This window comes from Klebsiella ornithinolytica NBRC 105727 = ATCC 31898, from assembly GCF_001598295.1.
GTDB classification, from domain to species: Bacteria; Pseudomonadota; Gammaproteobacteria; order Enterobacterales; family Enterobacteriaceae; genus Klebsiella; species Klebsiella ornithinolytica.
The window spans coordinates 489622-506938 of the sequence record NZ_BCYR01000002.1; the positions used below are offsets into that span (position 1 = coordinate 489622).

Consider the following 17317-nt stretch of genomic DNA (forward strand, 5'->3'; position numbering starts at 1 on the left):
AGGAAAGTCCATGGTTGTCATTCAAGAGATTGTCGCCGCCCTGTGGCAACATGATTTTGCCGCGCTGGCAAACCCCCAGGTCGTGGGCGTTGTATATCTGGTCATGTTCATGACATTGTTTCTGGAAAACGGTCTGCTGCCCGCGTCATTTTTACCCGGGGACAGCCTGCTGCTGCTCGCCGGTGCGCTCATAGCCAAAGGCGTCATGGACTTTGTGCCGACTCTTGCCATCCTTACCGCCGCTGCCAGCCTCGGCTGCTGGCTGAGCTATCTGCAGGGACGCTGGCTTGGCAATACCGAAACCGTTAAAGGCTGGCTCGCCCATCTGCCGCAGAAGTACCATCAACGTGCGACCTGTATGTTTGATAAACATGGTCTTCTGGCGCTGCTGGCCGGTCGTTTCCTCGCCTTCGTGCGCACCCTGCTGCCAACGATGGCCGGCATTTCCGGGCTCTCCAACCGCCGCTTTCAGTTCTTCAACTGGCTCAGCGCGCTGCTGTGGGTCGGCGTGGTTACCGGTCTGGGCTATGCGCTCAGCATGATCCCGTTTGTGAAGCGACATGAAGACCAGGTCATGACCTGCCTGATGATTCTGCCAATCGCGCTGCTGGTGGCCGGGCTGGTGGGTACCCTGGTAGTGGTCATTAAGAAAAAGTTCTGCAGCGCGTAATAAAGCATAAATAAGGGAGGGGCCCTCCCTTATTCTCCCCCCTCGCTAACCAGCCTGCCGTTGAGTAACACCAGCCTCCTGTCAGCCAACGCCGCCGCTTCTTTCGGTTCGTGCGTCACCAGCACCACCGTCACCGCATGGCGTCGCAGAGAACGCACCGCTTCCCATAGCCGGACACGGGTCCCGCGATCGAGGCTTGAGAAAGGCTCGTCCAGCAGCAGCAGCCTGGGGCGGGAGATCAGCGCCCTGGAGAGCGCCGCCCGCTGCTGCTCCCCGCCGGAAATCTGCCGCGGATAGCGCTCCGCCAGGTGAGCGATGCCCATCTCTTCCAGCAGATCCATCTGCTCCTTCTTGACCCGTGGAAGGCCCGCCGCGTACTGCGCCAGCGCGAGGTTGCCGCGAACCGTCAGGTAAGGAAAAAGGTAAAGACGCTGGTTGAGATAGCGGCACGGCCTTTGCCATGGCGGCAGGTCGTCAAGGCGCTGTCCGGCAAGATAAATCGTTCCCTGATAAGGAAGCGCTCCGGCAATCGCGTTCAGCATGGTGGTCTTGCCACTCCCGGACGGCCCGGCGATCGCCACACAGCGTCCCTCCGGCACGCGGAAGCTTATCCCCTGCAAAATCCGCGTGGTGACATTTTCAACGCGCAGCATACTCTCTCGCTTTATAGAGTCGTTGGATCCGCTGCAGAATCACCAGCAGCAGCCCTGCCAGCGCAATCAGCAGCAGCGAGCAGCCTATCGCCAGTGAAAAATCGCCGCTGGCAATATTCAGGTACACCGCCATGGGCAGGGTTTCCGTTTTAAAGCGGATCGCCCCTGCCAGCATGAGGGTCGCACCAAACTCCCCCAGTGCCCTGGCCAGCGCCAGCACGCCGCCGCTCAGCAGGGAGGGCCAGCACAGCGGGATTTCAACCAGCAGCAGCGTGCGGACTGGCGTCAGCCCAAGGTTATGCGCCGTGGCGATAAATGCCGGGTCGAGCGATGAGAATGCGGCGCTCGCCGCCCGTACCACTATCGCGCTGGCAACGTAGGTCTGGGCGATAATCACGCCCAGCGGAGAGAAGAGCAGCGCGGAGAGCTGCGGAAAGATACCGTTCAGCGGCCCGCGCTGACCCAGCAACAGCAGTAGCCCAATGCCGACGATCAGCGGCGGCGTCACCAGCGGAATATCCAGCAGCGCGTCGATAATACCTTTCCCGCGGAAGGCGGTTCTCGCCATCACCCACGCGGCGGGTATCCCGATCAGCAGCGCCAGCAGAAGCGACAGCAAGGCGGTGCCCACCGACATCGCGATGGCAAAGTGCAGCTCCGGCTCCTGCAAGACCTGCATGAGGGTGGCCAAGTCCAGTTCGAATACCAGCGACAGCAGCGAGCCGACAACCAGCATCAGCAGCAGACAGAGCGGCGCAAACATCAGCCCGGCCAGAGAATTTACCTGACGATTAGCCATCTGGGTTTACTTTTCCAGCGGCAGATAGCCGAGGTCGGTAAACGTTTTTATCCCCTGCGCGGAGGTAAAAGCGTTCGCCAGCTGACGGGCTTCCTCGGGGTGCTGACTGGTCCGCAGCACCGCAAGCGTTGCCACCTCATCCGGCGTATTCGCCGGCACCGGCAGCAGAACCAGCTGCTGCCGGTTTTTTACCGCATCCGTTCGGCCGATCACCGCGGCGTCAACGTCGCCGTTCAGCAAATAGAGCACCAGCTGTTTGATCGTCGCGGTGCGAACCACCACCTTTTGACGCAGCGCTTCGCCATATCCCGTGGCCTCCAGCAGCTTCTCACCGCTTTTGCCTAACGCGATGCTTTGGGGATCGCCCATGCCAATTTTCAGCGAGCTATCGGCCAGCGCGGCATAGGAGTCGATACCCGCCGCCTTATCTTTACGCACGGCCATTACCGGGGTGTGGTGCACGAGGGGGAAGGCGGCCGCCACTTTCCCCTGCTGCCGGAGTTTTTCGACGTAATCGGCCGAACCGGGGAGGAAAAGATCGCCCTGCTGCGTAAGCTGATAACGCGTCAGGATCTGGCCGGAGCCGCCATACTCGACGATCACCGTGTTGCCGCTCTCTTTTTCATACCTGGCGACAATTTGATCGACCGGGACACGCAGTCCGGCACCCGCGTACAGATGCAGCTCAGCGGCAAAAGCGAGCGGGCTACCGAGCGCCGCCAGGGCGATAACGATCCACTTTATTATTTTCATATCCCATTTTCCCTGCGTATTGATAGCGTTAATTGAGTAACGATTGCATGGCGTTATCCGCCAAACGCTGGCGCAATACGGCGCCGAAGCGCCTGCCGATGATATTCCCCGGCTGGGACGGTCGGCTGGGCAAAAATCATTCGCTATATAATCAGGTATATATCGATAAGGGAGTTGGCCAAAATCAAAAGAGAGGTTAAAAAAAGAGCGCAGGCGTTAAAAAAAGGACGAAATTTGCCTCGCCGGCGGCAGGAAACAAATAAAACCAGCCGCGGCCGGAACCGGCTTCGCGCCCGCGGCAACCAAATCAGGCCCCCTGCATGCTGCGCACTCGCGCCGCATCTTCTCCCGGCGTCATGCCAAAGTAGCGTTTAAACTCACGGCTGAACTGCGACGCGCTCTCGTAACCGACGCGCATCGCCGCGGCGCTGGCTTTCATCCCGTCATGAATCATCAGCATCCGCGCCTTATGTAAGCGATAGCTTTTGAGATACTGCAGCGGCGAGGTGCTGGTCACCGATTTGAAATTATGATGAAACGCCGAGACGCTCATATTGGCTTCCGCCGCCAGCCGATCGACGCTGAGGTTTTCGGTGTACTGGCTTTCAATGCGCTTCAGAACACGGCTAATCAGGCTGAAGTGGGTTTGTCGGCTGACCAGCGCCAGCAGCGCCCCGCCGCATGGCCCGGTAAGCACGTGATAGAGGATCTCGCGGATGATCTGTTTGCCAAGGATACGCGCATCCAGCGGCCGCTCCATCACATCCAGCAGCCTCTCCGCGGCACACAGGATCTCGTCCGATAACGCCGCCGAGTTGATGCCGCTGGAGGCCATCGAGGGCTGAAACAGCGCGTCCTCGCCAATGTCCATCAGCAGCTCCTGCAGCTGAAGAATATCCACATTCAGGCGCAATCCCGCAAGCGGCACCTCTGGCGTTGCGAAGGTCTCGCACTCAAACGGCAGGGGGACCGTCAACAGCAGGTATTCATTGGTGTCATAGCGAAAAGTCCGCTCATTGATGTAGCCAATTTTATGACCTGAAAAGAGAAAAACAATGCCTGGCTGGTACATCACCGGCGTGCGAGTCCCCGGCTGCGTGCCGTACAACAGACGAATATCTGGCAGCAGCAAGCTGAGGTTTTCTTCGTTATCTTTCAGTGCATTAACCTTTTCCGTCAACAGCTGGCATATCTCGGCGCGGTTCATTTTCGGTGCTTCTCCAGACGTTTTCTCACCCCTGCATTGTGCGCATATTTCTGCCTTTTCTCCAGCCCGGTGGAGAAATGGGCAAGACAACGGCAGGAATGTGCATTGAGAGGAACCGGCGACAGGACCACAATGACCGTCATCTGGCCGAGGCATCCTCTCAGTCGGCAGTTTTCTTTTTTTGAGGGCACGAATAATGAACAATTTCGATCTACATACCCCAACCCGCATCCTGTTTGGTAAAGGCGCCATCGCTAACCTGCGCGACCAAATCCCGGCGGATGCCCGGATTCTGGTGACCTACGGCGGCGGCAGCGTGAAAAAAACCGGCGTGCTCGATCAGGTCCTCAACGCTCTGAACGGCTTCGACGTTCTGGAGTTTGGCGGGATTGAACCAAACCCCTCTTACGAAACGCTGATGAACGCGGTGAAAATCGCCCGTGAACAAAACGTCACCTTCCTGCTCGCCGTCGGCGGTGGTTCGGTACTAGATGGCACCAAATTCATCGCCGCGGCGGCGCACTATGACGAGAACGTCGATCCGTGGGAAATTCTCGAAACCTACGGCAGCCACGTGAAAAGTGCGATCCCGATGGGCTCCGTGCTGACGCTGCCGGCAACCGGTTCCGAATCCAATAAAGGCGCCGTGGTTTCACGTAAAACGACCGGCGACAAACGCGCCTTCATGTCTTCTCATGTGCAGCCGGTGTTTGCGATCCTCGATCCGGTTTATACCTATACCCTGCCACCGCGTCAGGTGGCCAACGGCGTGGTTGACGCATTTGTCCATACCGTTGAGCAGTACGTTACCTACCCGGTTGATGGCAAAATTCAGGATCGCTTCGCCGAAGGCATTCTGCTGACCCTGATTGAAGAGGGTCCGAAAGCGCTGAAGGAGCCGGAAAATTACGACGTTCGCGCCAATATTATGTGGGCCGCGACCCAGGCGCTAAACGGCCTGATCGGCGCCGGCGTTCCCCAGGACTGGGCAACGCACATGCTGGGTCATGAGCTGACCGCGATGCATGGCCTCGATCATGCCCAGACGCTGGCCATCGTGCTGCCAGTATTGTGGAATGAAAAACGCGAGACTAAACGCGCGAAGCTGCTGCAGTATGCCGCTCGCGTCTGGAATATTACCGAGGGCTCTGAAGACGAACGTATCGATGCCGCTATCGCCGCGACGCGTAACTTCTTCGAACAGCTTGGCGTACCGACCCGTCTTTCCGACTACGGGCTGGACGGTAGCTCCATCCCGGCATTACTGGCTAAACTGGAAGAACACGGCATGACGGCGCTGGGTGAAAATCAGGATATCACCCTTGAGGTCAGCCGCCGGATTTACGAGGCTGCACGCTAAGTTTTCCCTTTCTCCCCCTCCTCTCCTTCCCGTGAACTTGTGGGAAGGAGAAGAGTTTTACTACCGTTTTTAGCTATTTCGTCCAGACTTAATGCTACCCCTTAGCGGAATGTATACCGCTGAGTTTCATTAACAGGAGGAAGGCATGACACATCCAACCGTTATAAAACTGCACGACGGCAACCTGATGCCACAACTGGGTCTCGGCGTGTGGAAAGCAGGCAACGAGGAAGTCGTCTCCGCCATTCATAAGGCGCTGGAAGTCGGTTATCGCTCTTTTGACACCGCCGCCGCATACCAAAATGAGACCGGTGTCGGCAATGCGTTGCGCAGCGCAGGCGTCCCCCGCGATGAGCTGTTTATCACCACGAAACTGTGGAACGACGACCAAAAACGGCCTCGTGAAGCGCTGCAAGAGAGCCTGAGCAAGCTGCAGCTCGATTATGTCGATCTCTATCTTATGCACTGGCCGGTTCCGGCGATTGACCACTATGTTGACGCCTGGAAAGGCATGGTTGAGCTGCAAAAAGAGGGGCTGGTCAAAAGCATCGGCGTTTGTAACTTCCAGGTACACCATCTCCAGCGGCTGCTCGATGAAACCGGCATCGTGCCGGTGATAAACCAGGTAGAGCTTCACCCTTTGCTACAGCAACGTCAGCTTCATGCCTGGAACGCCACGCATAAAATTCAGACGGAATCCTGGAGCCCGCTGGCGCAGGGGGGAGAAGGCGTTTTCGATCGGAAAATTGTTCACCATCTCGCGGATAAATACGGTAAAACGCCCGCGCAGATTGTTATCCGCTGGCACCTGGACAATGGGCTGGTGGTGATTCCGAAATCCGTAACGCCGGCGCGTATTGCGGAGAACTTCAACGTCTGGGATTTCCGTCTCGATAAAGACGAGCTGAGTGAGATGGCAAAACTGGACCAGAACAAACGTCTGGGACCGGATCCGGATCAGTTCGGCGGATAGAGCGCAAACAGGCCGGATGGCGCTGACGCCGATCCGGCCTGTGATTCACCGTTTACCGGCCCGGAAAGCGCAGCGCCACCGGGCCATACAACAGACTTAACGGCTGGCGACCTTGCCGCGTTTTACGGGCTTCTTCGCCGTCTCCCCACCGTTCGAACGCTGATGCACAATGGGCGTATGTTTGGTTAACGCCGGGCGGGTATTGCGGTTCTGACGACGCGCTTCACGCATCTCATCCAGCGTTGGTGCAGGAACCAGACAGTCGCGGCGCGATCCAATCAGATGCTTCTTACCCATGCTCTCCAGCGCCTGACGAATCAGCGGCCAGTTCGCCGGATCGTGGTAACGCAACAGCGCTTTATGCAGACGGCGCTGTTTGTCGCCTTTCGGCACTACAACGTCTTCACTCTTATAGCCAATCTTACCCAGCGGGTTCTTGCCGGTGTAATACATGGTGGTCGAGTTGGCCAGCGGCGACGGATAGAAGTTCTGGACCTGGTCGAGACGGAAACGGTGTTTTTTCAGCCACAGGGCCAGGTTCACCATATCTTCATCACGAGTCCCCGGGTGCGCAGAGATAAAGTATGGGATCAGGTACTGCTCTTTGCCCGCCTGCTTCGAATAGGTATCGAACAGCTCTTTAAAGCGGTCATAGCTTCCCATACCCGGCTTCATCATTTTTGACAGCGGGCCTTCTTCCGTATGTTCCGGGGCAATCTTCAGATAGCCGCCAACGTGGTGAGTCGCCAGCTCTTTGATGTAGCGCGGATCCTCGACGGCGATGTCATAGCGCACGCCAGAGGCGATGAGGATTTTTTTAATCCCTTTCAGATCGCGGGCGCGACGATACAGATTGATCGTTGGCTCATGGTTGGTATCCATGTGCGGACAGATATCCGGATAGACGCAGGATAAACGGCGACAGGTTTGTTCCGCACGCGGCGACTTGCAGCGCAGCATATACATGTTGGCTGTCGGGCCGCCAAGATCGGAGATAACACCGGTAAAGCCGGGAACCGTGTCGCGAATCGCTTCGATCTCGTTGATGATCGAATCTTCGGAACGGCTCTGAATGATGCGCCCTTCATGCTCGGTGATGGAGCAGAAAGAACAGCCGCCGAAACAGCCGCGCATAATGTTTATCGAGAAACGAATCATCTCGTACGCCGGAATACGGCTGTCGCCATATGCCGGGTGCGGGACGCGCTTATACGGCAGCGCAAACACGCTGTCCATCTCTTCGGTCGACAGCGGGATTGCCGGTGGGTTAACCCAGATATAACGCTCGCCGTGCTTTTGCATTAACGCGCGCGCGCAGCCCGGGTTGGTCTCATGATGCAGAATACGTGACGCGTGCGCGTACAGCACCTTGTCCCCTTTCACCTTCTCAAAGGAAGGCAGCAGGACGTAGGTTTTTTCCCACGGCTTCGGACGCGGCGGTTGAACGGTAACACGTTTGGCTTCTTGTTTTGGCGGCGCAACGGTTTTGTTATCCGCGCACGGCAGGTCTTCGCCATACGGGTGCGGGATCGGGTCAATTTTACCCGGCGTATCCAGACGGGTAGAGTCCACACCGCTCCAGCCCGGCAGCGCCTCTTTGACCATAATGGCGGTATTACGCACGTCGCGAATTTGGCCAATCGGCTCACCGGCAGCCAGACGATGCGCCACTTCCACCAGCGGACGCTCGCCGTTGCCGAACATCAGCATATCGGCTTTCGAGTCCACCAGCACCGAACGGCGCACGGTATCAGACCAGTAATCATAATGCGCGGTACGACGCAGGCTGGCCTCGATTCCCCCGAGGATAACCGGGACATCCTTCCACGCTTCTTTACAGCGCTGGGTATAGACCAGCGTGGCGCGGTCAGGACGTTTACCGGCAACATTGCCCGCGGTATAAGCATCATCGTGGCGCAGCTTACGGTCAGCGGTGTAGCGGTTGATCATCGAGTCCATATTGCCGGCGGTGACCCCGAAGAACAGGTTCGGTTTGCCGAGGCGCATAAAGTCATTTTTATTGTTCCAGTCAGGCTGGGAAATAATCCCGACGCGGAATCCCTGCGCTTCCAGCATGCGTCCGCAGATCGCCATTCCGAAGCTCGGATGGTCGACATACGCATCGCCGGTGACCAGGATAATGTCGCAGCTATCCCAGCCAAGTTGATCCATCTCTTCGCGTGACATTGGTAAAAATGGCGCCGGGCCAAAGCAGGCGGCCCAATACTGCGGCCAGGAAAAAAGGTCACGATCCGGTTGGATCAGGGATATTGCGCTCATATTGCTTCCGGAAAAAATGATAAAAAAATAATCAAAGGGCGGCGATTATAAGCCGGATCGATGATGGAAATGAAGGGAGATTTTCTTATACCCTGACCGCGATCCGGTCAGGGTATGAGGCATTACGGTGCGGGATTGACCAGCATCTGGCCAATGGAACCACGGTCGGCAAGCTCCAGCGTCTGGCTCAGGAACTGGAACGGGAAATGCGGCCAGGAAGGCTGCGCGTAGTACACCAGCAGCTCCACCTGCCCGTCGACCCAGACGGTATCTTTCCAGCCGCGATCCTCCGGGAACGGCGCGGACCCGTTCACGTTACGCACCTGGAACATCACCCCTTCTATATGGAACGACTGCGGCCGATCGGCGCGCACGGTCCAGCGCTCCCAGGTGCCCTGCTGGGCGGTGATATCAATGCGCTGCGGATCCCACAGATTACCGTTAATGCCCGGATCGTCGCCCAGAGAGATATCCCGTGAGCGAAGCGGCGTACCGGACAGGAACTCCGTCGGCAGCAAACGCACCGGCAGACTATCGGTAACCAGCGGCAGCAGGCCCGTCGGACGCAACGTTAATAGCAGCGTAGAAATCAGGATGCTCGACGGTTCGAAGAAGCCACGGATACGATCAACGATGCTCGCCGCTTCGCCGCAGGTAATCGACACCTCATCGCCGTTGGTCATATCCACCAGAATTTCTCGCCGTTCGCCGGGGGCCAACGACAGCTGTTTCAGTGACACCGGCGCAGGTAAAAAGCCCTGATCGCCGGAGATAACGTGTATCAGCCGGCCATCGCTCATCTGCAGCTGATAGCGGCGGGAGTTAGAGGCGTTCAGCAGACGCAGGCGCACCCAGCCGCGCGACACTTCGACATACGGACTCTGTACGCCGTTCACCAGCAGCGTATCGCCGACAAAACCGCCGCTGCCGGGTTCGCTGTATTCCGGGGTACCGAAATTATCCAGCCGCTTGTCCTGAATAATCACCGGGAAGTCATCCACGCCATAGTGATTAGGTACCGGGAGATTTTTGCTGATTTCATCTTCCACCAGCCACATGCCCGCCAGACCGTTATAGACCTGTCTGGCCATATGGTTCGGGGTATTCGCCTGATACCACAGCGTGGCGGCACTCTGGCGAATCGGCAGCACCGGCGCCCAGTCGGCGTTCGGCGACATCATTCGCGCCGCGCCGCCAATCAGCGGACCGGGAACCTGCAGGCCCCGAATGGTCATGGCGACGTTTTCCGTCAGGCGGTTGCTGTAAATGAGCTTAACATCATCGCCATTCCACACGCGGATCGTCGGCCCGAGATAGCGACCGTTCACGCCCCATACCGAGGCGCGCGTTCCCGGGGTAAATGACCAGTGCGCCCGCTGCAGAGTTAAAAACAGCGGCTGGCCGCGGCGGGATTCCAGCAGCGGTGGAACCGGCAAGGCTGGCTGCTGGCCGGCGGCATGTGCGTTCAGCGGCACGGCTCCCGCGCACAGCGCTACGCCTGAAGCCTTAATAAACTGACGCCGACTGAGTGACATATTAACTCCATGGAATACTAACTCATCAAAAAGGGAATTCGTTTCCCGCTAGCCCTGTGCTCGCATTATCGCGGCAGTTCCTGGTTTATTTCTTTGCCGCCGCTTCGCGTTCAGCAACCTCGCGATCCAGCTCTTCAATCTTCGCCGCCATCAGCTCGCGGCAGTGCGTTGCCAGCGCACGTACGCCCTCTTTACCAAACTGGCTGGTATCGACCGGCGGCAGCATTTCGACAATCACCAGACCATTGTTCAGGCGATTGAGGTTAATTTTATTCGAAGTATTGGAAACGCACACCGGAATAATCGGTACGCCAGCGGCAATCGCCGCGTGGAAAGCGCCGGTTTTAAAGGGGAGCAAACCGCGACCGCGGCTGCGCGTACCTTCCGGGAACATCCAGAAAGAGATTTTGCGTTTTTTAAACGTATTGACGACCTGCGAGATAGTGCCATGCGCTTTCGCCCGGTTATTACGGTCAATCAGCAGGTTCCCCGTCAACCAGTAGAGCAGACCAAAAAACGGGATCCACACCAGGCTCTTTTTACCCACGGTCACGGTCGGCGGCTGTACGATATTTGATGCCGTCACCATATCATAGTTGTTCTGATGGTTAGCGATGTAGATCGCATTGCCATAGCTCTCTGCATCAGCAGGCTTACGCGTTTCGACCTTCAGGCCGAACAGCGGAGAGAGCCGGCCAAACAGATGCCCGAAGGTGGCCACGTGTTTAGGATTACGCGGGCTGAACAAGCAGTAAATACAGCCAAATATGCACACAAAGAGACAATAAATAACAACAACAATTAGTCGAAAAATAAATAGCATAGCTACCTCTAAAACCCAAACCGCTTAGAATGATACCCGTTAAACTTCAGCTCGTATGCGCGCGAACGGCGATATCGCCCGGTACATCGTGACCGCACGTGCACGACACGCCTGACACGCTCGTCGTTGCATTTCAGCGCAACTCACGTGTAAAGGGTACTGACTCGCTGTTTAGCAGATTGCAGGCGTCGGGTGTCATTTGCTGGCCGCCCCGACGTATCTTGAATGATTTTGCGCCTATTGTTAATCGCAACACCTGAATAAACAACGATTTTGCGGCAAATTTTAGCTTCCCCTACCGGATAGCAGGGGAGGCTCATCTTACTCTTCGCTATCGCCCGCCGACGATGCCCGACGCGGCGAATCGATTTCCACACGATCGATTTTCTGCAGTCCGCGCATCAGCGAGCCGCGACGACCGCGTTCACCAGTGACTTTTTGCAGCTCTTCGGGACGCAGTTTAATTTTGCGTTTCCCGACGTGGATAGTCAGCGTGCTCTGCGGCGGCAGCACGAACAGGTGCGCCAGGCCATCCTGACCGGAAGCCGCTTCCGCCGACGGAATATTGATAATCTTATTCCCCTTACCTTTCGACAGCTGCGGTAAGTCGCTGACCGGGAACATCAGCATGCGTCCGGCAGCGGTGATCGCCAGCAGCATGTCTGAATCATCCTCAATCACCAGCGGCGCCATGACGCGCGCGTTATCCGGCAACGTAATCAGCGCCTTGCCTGCGCGGTTGCGCGCCACCAGATCGTTAAAGGTACAGACGAAACCGTAGCCGGCGTCGGAGGCCATCAGCAGCTTGCGATCGTCGCTTTCCATCAGCATATGTTCAATGCTGGCGCCCGGCGGTAGCGTCAGTTTGCCGGTAATCGGCTCACCCTGACCGCGTGCCGACGGCAGCGTAATGGGATCGATGGCGTAGCTACGCCCGGTGGTATCAATAAACACCACCGGCTGGTTGCTCTTGCCTTTCGACGACGCCTTCCAGCTATCGCCGGCTTTATAACTCAGGCCCTGCGCGTCAATATCGTGGCCTTTGGCGCTCCGCACCCAGCCCATTTGCGACAGCACGATGGTCACCGGTTCAGACGGCAGCATGTCATGCTCGCTCATCGCTTTTGCTTCTTCGCGCTCGCGCAGCGGTGAACGACGATCGTCGCCGAAGGTTTCGGCGTCGGCCTGCAGCTCTTTCTTCAGCAGGTTGTTCATCTTCCGTTCAGAGGCCAGAATCGCCTGCAGCTGATCGCGCTCTTTTTCCAGATCGCTCTGCTCGCCGCGGATCTTCATCTCTTCCAGTCGGGCGAGGTGACGCAGTTTCAGCTCAAGGATCGCTTCCGCCTGGGTTTCGCTGATGCCAAAACGCGACATCAGGGCCGGCTTCGGTTCATCCTCGTGGCGGATAATTTCAATCACTTCATCAATGTTGAGGAACGCGACCAGCAAACCTTCGAGGATGTGCAGACGCTTGAGCACTTTCTCCAGCCGGTAGTTCAGACGACGACGCACGGTATCGCGGCGGAAGGTCAGCCATTCCGCGAGGATCTCCAGCAGGTTTTTTACCGCCGGACGATTGTCGAGGCCGATCATGTTCAGGTTGATGCGATAGCTTTTTTCAAGATCGGTGGTCGCAAACAGATGATTCATCACCTGTTCCATATCCACGCGATTCGAACGCGGGACGATCACCAGGCGCGTCGGGTTTTCGTGGTCCGACTCATCGCGCAGATCGTCAACCATCGGCAGCTTTTTGTTGCGCATCTGAGCGGCAATCTGTTCCAGCACGCGGGCGCCGGAAACCTGATGCGGCAACGCCGTAATCACTACCGCGCCGTCCTCTTTTTTCCATACCGCACGCATCCGCACCGAACCGCGACCGTTCTGGTAGATTTTGCGGATCTCCGCGCGTGGAGTAATGATTTCGGCTTCGGTCGGGTAGTCTGGCCCGTGAACGATATCCAGCAGTTCGTCGAGCGAGGTCTGCGGTTTTTCGATCAGCGTAATGGCAGCCTGCGCCACTTCACGCAGGTTGTGCGGAGGAATATCGGTTGCCATACCGACGGCGATGCCGGTAGTGCCGTTCAGCAGGATATTCGGCAGACGCGCAGGCAGCATTTTCGGCTCCTGCATCGTCCCGTCGAAGTTCGGCACCCAGTCGACGGTTCCCTGCCCCAGTTCGCCCAGCAGCAGTTCCGCATACTTCGACAAACGGGATTCGGTATAACGCATCGCGGCGAAGGATTTAGGATCGTCCGGCGCCCCCCAGTTCCCCTGCCCATCCACCAGCGGGTAGCGGTAGGAGAATGGCTGCGCCATCAGCACCATAGCTTCATAGCATGCGCTATCGCCGTGCGGGTGATATTTACCCAGCACATCACCCACGGTGCGGGCGGACTTTTTGAACTTCGCGCTGGCGTTCAGCCCCAGCTCAGACATCGCGTAAACGATGCGACGCTGGACCGGCTTCAGACCATCGCCAATAAACGGCAACGCCCTGTCCATGATGACGTACATGGAATAGTTCAGGTAAGCATTTTCCGTAAATTCATGCAGCGCAAGGCGCTCTGCCATATCGCTCATTAATCGTGAATCCTCAATCTGCGTACCGACCGTGCGGGCGGCAAAACTACCCGCGATAATACCCGATCTCACGCCCTGAGTCACAGGCCGTGAGATCGGCTGAGGATTCCGCTGGCGCTAATCAGCGTAACGGCAGATAAATATCGGTCTGTAGCTCGTGTTCGCCGACTTCATGCACGAAGTTGAGGTAACGAAAAAACAGCGGAAAATCGCGTGGCGTTTCGCCCGACGTCGGTAGCCAGTCGCGGTAGAGAGACCAGATACTTTGCGCGAGCGTATCCAGCGAGCCGTGATGGCGCGCCACTGCGCATCGCCCGCCCGGAATGGTGCCATTCACCACGCCAAAGGCGTTTTCCGCGATCGGTTCGCTGACCGACCCGCAGATATCAAAACGGAAATCGTCAGCGGGGGTGGCCGCGGGATCGTCCCACGACACGCCCCAGGTCGCGCTGGTGGCGACCGGCGATAACCCGCTCGCCTTGCGCCAGGCGATAAACTGCGCCGCCGTAGCATTGACCAAATCAGGACTGCCGCGGTGGCGCAACATCGCCACCTGCGTCTCAGGGAACTGGACTATTTTAACCACCATCGGATGTTGCTCCTGTAACGTATGTTTCGGAACGCGTCGATGCCACTCCTGCCAGTCCGGCTGTTGACGGAACTGGCTGGGGCTTTGAGCGAACGCGGCACGGAAGGCACGACTGAACGATTCCGGATTCTGAAACCCGGCATCAAGGGCAATATCGATGATTTTATCCTGCGGCCTGAACGCCAGACGCCAGCAGGCGCGGCGCAGACGCAGCCACTGGATATAGCGATATAGCGGTACGCCGCTACAGGCAGTGAATTGCCGGTGAAAGTGATACGGCGAGCTGTGCGCGATCGCGCTCAGCGTCTCCAGCGACAGGGGTTCATCCAGATGACGCTCAATGTATAAACACACGCGCTGAAAACGCCCGGCGTACGCCGGGCTGGTTCTGGTCTCGTTCATCGTCTCCTCCTCCGGACATACTCTGGCAGAGCGAGGATAGCGATTCCTGACCGATCTTGCGCGATGTCGCGCTTACGGGGTGACTTTAGTAATCTGCTTCACATCGATTTCGACCGAGTTCCAGTCTTTGTCGACCTCCCCCTGGATCTCAACGGTGTCCTGCGGTGTGACGGTCAGGCCGTTCCAGCGTTTATGGTCAATATCCACATTCACCGTCCCGGAAGCATCCTGGAATTTATACAGATCGTCGGAAATCCGCTGCACGATTTTACCGCGCAGGGTCACCCAGGTGTCATCCCGCAAGGATTTGGCGTTTTCCACCGTCGTTACGCTCCCGCTCGGGCCAATAAAACCGCCTTTTTGCGTAGACGTCTGGCTGGTTTGCGTCGCACCCGGTCCGTTAAAACCACCTTGTTCAGCAGCCAGCACCGGCATCGAAATTAAAGCGACGATCGCGGTCATTGCAGCCATTTTCTTCATAAGATGTTCTCCTTGTCTGGTTATATGACCATGATTACATCAGGCAAAACTTAACGACTTCTTAAGCAGAAAAAAGAAATTTTATTACTGTACAGCGCCTGCCGCAACGCGGTTTACTGCGCGTACTCATGACAGCCACAGGAGCGGCCAATGCGCATTTTACTGGTGGAAGACGACAAGCTCATCGGCGATGGCATTAAAGTCGGGCTGACAAAAATGGGCTTCAGCATCGACTGGTTTACCCGCGGCGAAGAGGGCAAAACCGCGCTCTATACGGCGCCCTATGACGCGGCGATCCTCGACCTGACGCTGCCCGGCATCGACGGGCTGGATATCCTGCGCGAATGGCGTAATCAGGGCCGCCACGAGCCGGTACTGATCCTCACGGCCCGCGATGCGCTCAGCCAGCGGGTTGAAGGGCTGCGCCTCGGCGCCGATGACTATCTGTGTAAACCTTTCGCGCTGATTGAAGTTGCCGCCCGTCTGGAGGCCCTGATTCGTCGCACCCACGGCCAGAGCAGCAGCGAGCTGCGCCATGGCCACGTTGCGCTCGATCCCATTGGTCTGACCGTAACGGTGAACGGCGACAACCTGGCGCTGAAGCCAAAAGAGTTCGCCTTGCTGGAGCTGCTGATGCGCAATGTCGGACGTGTGCTGCCGCGCAAGCTCATTGAAGAGAAACTCTATACTTGGGATGACGATGTCTCCAGCAATGCGGTCGAGGTGCACGTTCATCACCTGCGCCGCAAGCTCGGCAGTGAATTTATTCGTACCGTTCACGGTATCGGCTATACCCTCGGTGATGCATGAAACGACTTAGCCTGCGCGTCCGCCTGACGCTCCTGTTTTTCCTGCTGACCAGCGCGGCCTGGGGCATCGCCTGCTTTTTTGCCTGGCAACAAACCACGGAAAAACTGGATAAGCTCTTTGATACCCAACAGCTGCTGTTTGCCCGCCGACTGAGCGCCATGAATTTCGACGAGCTGCATACGCTCACGGTGCCGGTGCGGACAAAAAAGAAGATCAAGCACGGCCACCTCGATGACGACGCGCTGGCGTTCGTGATTTTCACGGCCGACGGCAAGCGCCTGCTTCACGACGGCGAGAATGGTCAGGACATCCCGTGGCAGAATCGTCGGGAAGGCTTCAGCGATGGCTATCTGAATAACGATGATGATGAATGGCGCTTCCTGCAGCTAACCACCGGCGATGGCCGCTACCGTATTGTCGTGGGTCAGGAGTGGGACTACCGGCGGGAAATGGCGCTGGATATCGTCACCTCCCAGCTGACTCCCTGGCTGGTGGCGCTGCCGCTGATGTTCCTGCTGCTGATTGTGCTATTGAGCCGGGAGCTGGCGCCGTTAAAACAGCTGGCCAGAACGCTGCGTCTGCGCGCGCCGGACTCGGCGGAATCGCTTAACGTCGACAAGGTGCCCAGTGAAGTCCGGCCGCTGGTCGATGCCCTGAATCAGCTGTTTGCTCGTACGCATGACACCATGATACGCGAGCGCCGGTTTACCTCCGATGCCGCACACGAGCTGCGCAGCCCGCTTGCAGCCCTGAAAGTGCAGACTGAAGTCGCTCAGCTATCAATGGACGACCCGCAGGGGCGGGAGAAAGCGCTGGCGCAGCTGCATGAAGGAATTGACCGCGCAACCCGGCTGGTAGACCAGCTTTTAACGTTGTCGCGCCTCGATTCTCTGGCGCAGCTTGATGATGTGCATACGATAGCCATCGATGAGCTGCTGCAATCGTCGGTCATGGAGATGTACCACTCTGCGCAGCAGGCGGGCATTGAGCTTCGCCTGCACCTGAACGCAACTCAGGTCATGCAGCCGGGCCAGCCGCTGCTGCTGAGTCTGCTGGTGCGCAATCTGCTGGATAACGCCGTACGTTACAGCCCGCGCGGCAGCCAGGTCGATATCACTCTTGATGCCCGTGAGTTTTCCGTTCGCGATAATGGCCCGGGCGTCAGCCCCGAGGCGCTGGCGCGTATCGGCGAGCGCTTCTATCGCCCTCCCGGCCAGGATGAGCCCGGTAGCGGGCTGGGATTATCTATCGTCCGCCGCATTGCCGCGCTGCACCGGATGACGGTAGACTTCAGCAACGCGCCCGAAGGCGGTTTCGCGGCGCGCGTGCGCTGGTAGCAATTATTGCAATTAACGCAAAAGACTTTGCACATTTTGCTCATTTTACCGCCCCGCCTCGCG

The 17317-nt window shown here is 57.7% G+C and carries 15 protein-coding genes; 5 read left to right on the top strand and 10 right to left on the bottom strand.

Annotated features, from left to right (window positions below; translation table 11 throughout):
* Positions 1–10: 10 nt before the first annotated feature.
* Entirely contained in the window at positions 11–670 is a 660-nt protein-coding gene (gene yghB, locus ROR01S_RS06315) for a DedA family general envelope maintenance protein YghB (protein WP_004867712.1), read from the top strand.
* Positions 671–699: 29 nt separating this feature from the next.
* Here yghB and ROR01S_RS06320 read toward each other — a convergent pair whose 3' ends face one another.
* From ROR01S_RS06320 to ROR01S_RS06335, 4 genes are all read right to left on the bottom strand, one after another.
* The gene (locus ROR01S_RS06320) at positions 700–1323 is read right to left on the bottom strand and encodes an ABC transporter ATP-binding protein (protein WP_064359214.1); all 624 of its coding nucleotides are present in this window, start codon (positions 1321–1323) and stop codon (positions 700–702) included.
* Positions 1310–2122: an ABC transporter permease gene (locus ROR01S_RS06325; RefSeq protein ID WP_081213131.1), complete on the bottom strand. Its 813-nt coding sequence runs from the start codon at positions 2120–2122 to the stop codon at positions 1310–1312. Before ROR01S_RS06325 ends, ROR01S_RS06320 begins: the two co-directional genes overlap by 14 nt.
* A gap of 6 nt (positions 2123–2128) precedes the next feature.
* Positions 2129–2875: a molybdate ABC transporter substrate-binding protein gene (modA, locus tag ROR01S_RS06330; RefSeq protein WP_015585704.1), complete on the bottom strand. Its 747-nt coding sequence runs from the start codon at positions 2873–2875 to the stop codon at positions 2129–2131.
* Between the two features lie 307 nt (positions 2876–3182).
* Positions 3183–4082 (bottom strand): AraC family transcriptional regulator, encoded by a 900-nt coding sequence (locus ROR01S_RS06335; protein ID WP_064359215.1) that lies wholly within the window; start codon positions 4080–4082, stop codon positions 3183–3185.
* Between the two features lie 196 nt (positions 4083–4278).
* Between ROR01S_RS06335 and yqhD the strand changes: the two genes are divergently transcribed.
* Both yqhD and dkgA read left to right on the top strand, forming a co-directional pair.
* Entirely contained in the window at positions 4279–5442 is a 1164-nt protein-coding gene (gene yqhD, locus ROR01S_RS06340) for an alcohol dehydrogenase (RefSeq protein WP_004867729.1), read from the top strand.
* 145 nt (positions 5443–5587) lie between these two features.
* Positions 5588–6415, top strand: coding sequence for a 2,5-didehydrogluconate reductase DkgA (gene dkgA / locus ROR01S_RS06345; protein WP_064359216.1), 828 nt, complete (start codon positions 5588–5590; stop codon positions 6413–6415).
* A 96-nt stretch (positions 6416–6511) separates the two neighbouring features.
* Here the strand turns inward: dkgA and ROR01S_RS06350 are convergent, their stop codons facing one another.
* From ROR01S_RS06350 to ROR01S_RS06375, 6 genes are all read right to left on the bottom strand, one after another.
* Positions 6512–8695 carry a YgiQ family radical SAM protein gene (locus ROR01S_RS06350; protein ID WP_064356651.1) on the bottom strand — a complete coding sequence of 728 codons (2184 nt, stop codon included), beginning with the start codon at positions 8693–8695 and terminating at the stop codon, positions 6512–6514.
* A 122-nt stretch (positions 8696–8817) separates the two neighbouring features.
* On the bottom strand, positions 8818–10230 hold the full coding sequence (ftsP, locus tag ROR01S_RS06355) for a cell division protein FtsP (protein WP_015585703.1): 1413 nt from the start codon (positions 10228–10230) through the stop codon (positions 8818–8820).
* A gap of 85 nt (positions 10231–10315) precedes the next feature.
* Positions 10316–11053: a 1-acylglycerol-3-phosphate O-acyltransferase gene (gene plsC, locus ROR01S_RS06360; protein WP_004867743.1), complete on the bottom strand. Its 738-nt coding sequence runs from the start codon at positions 11051–11053 to the stop codon at positions 10316–10318.
* A gap of 321 nt (positions 11054–11374) precedes the next feature.
* A complete protein-coding gene (gene parC, locus ROR01S_RS06365; RefSeq protein ID WP_004867745.1) occupies positions 11375–13636 on the bottom strand; it encodes a DNA topoisomerase IV subunit A in 2262 nt (753 codons plus the stop codon).
* A 121-nt stretch (positions 13637–13757) separates the two neighbouring features.
* A complete protein-coding gene (locus ROR01S_RS06370) occupies positions 13758–14627 on the bottom strand; it encodes an AraC family transcriptional regulator (protein WP_004867747.1) in 870 nt (289 codons plus the stop codon).
* A 72-nt stretch (positions 14628–14699) separates the two neighbouring features.
* Entirely contained in the window at positions 14700–15107 is a 408-nt protein-coding gene (locus tag ROR01S_RS06375) for a YgiW/YdeI family stress tolerance OB fold protein (RefSeq protein WP_004867749.1), read from the bottom strand.
* Between the two features lie 150 nt (positions 15108–15257).
* Here ROR01S_RS06375 and qseB point away from each other — a divergent pair, with 150 nt between their 5' ends.
* Positions 15258–15917 carry a quorum sensing response regulator transcription factor QseB gene (qseB, locus tag ROR01S_RS06380; RefSeq protein ID WP_004867751.1) on the top strand — a complete coding sequence of 220 codons (660 nt, stop codon included), beginning with the start codon at positions 15258–15260 and terminating at the stop codon, positions 15915–15917.
* Positions 15914–17254, top strand: a complete 1341-nt coding sequence (gene qseC / locus ROR01S_RS06385; RefSeq protein ID WP_048023352.1) for a quorum sensing histidine kinase QseC — start codon at positions 15914–15916, stop codon at positions 17252–17254. Before qseB ends, qseC begins: the two co-directional genes overlap by 4 nt.
* The last annotated feature ends 63 nt before the right edge of the window (positions 17255–17317 follow it).

Coding starts and splice junctions, on each gene's coding strand:
- yghB (WP_004867712.1), top strand. CDS start 11: ATGGTTGTCATTCAAGAGATTGTCGCCGCCCTGTGGCAACATGATTTT.
- ROR01S_RS06320 (WP_064359214.1), bottom strand. CDS start 1,323: ATGCTGCGCGTTGAAAATGTCACCACGCGGATTTTGCAGGGGATAAGC.
- ROR01S_RS06325 (WP_081213131.1), bottom strand. CDS start 2,122: ATGGCTAATCGTCAGGTAAATTCTCTGGCCGGGCTGATGTTTGCGCCG.
- modA (WP_015585704.1), bottom strand. CDS start 2,875: ATGAAAATAATAAAGTGGATCGTTATCGCCCTGGCGGCGCTCGGTAGC.
- ROR01S_RS06335 (WP_064359215.1), bottom strand. CDS start 4,082: ATGAACCGCGCCGAGATATGCCAGCTGTTGACGGAAAAGGTTAATGCA.
- yqhD (WP_004867729.1), top strand. CDS start 4,279: ATGAACAATTTCGATCTACATACCCCAACCCGCATCCTGTTTGGTAAA.
- dkgA (WP_064359216.1), top strand. CDS start 5,588: ATGACACATCCAACCGTTATAAAACTGCACGACGGCAACCTGATGCCA.
- ROR01S_RS06350 (WP_064356651.1), bottom strand. CDS start 8,695: ATGAGCGCAATATCCCTGATCCAACCGGATCGTGACCTTTTTTCCTGG.
- ftsP (WP_015585703.1), bottom strand. CDS start 10,230: ATGTCACTCAGTCGGCGTCAGTTTATTAAGGCTTCAGGCGTAGCGCTG.
- plsC (WP_004867743.1), bottom strand. CDS start 11,053: ATGCTATTTATTTTTCGACTAATTGTTGTTGTTATTTATTGTCTCTTT.
- parC (WP_004867745.1), bottom strand. CDS start 13,636: ATGAGCGATATGGCAGAGCGCCTTGCGCTGCATGAATTTACGGAAAAT.
- ROR01S_RS06370 (WP_004867747.1), bottom strand. CDS start 14,627: ATGAACGAGACCAGAACCAGCCCGGCGTACGCCGGGCGTTTTCAGCGC.
- ROR01S_RS06375 (WP_004867749.1), bottom strand. CDS start 15,107: ATGAAGAAAATGGCTGCAATGACCGCGATCGTCGCTTTAATTTCGATG.
- qseB (WP_004867751.1), top strand. CDS start 15,258: ATGCGCATTTTACTGGTGGAAGACGACAAGCTCATCGGCGATGGCATT.
- qseC (WP_048023352.1), top strand. CDS start 15,914: ATGAAACGACTTAGCCTGCGCGTCCGCCTGACGCTCCTGTTTTTCCTG.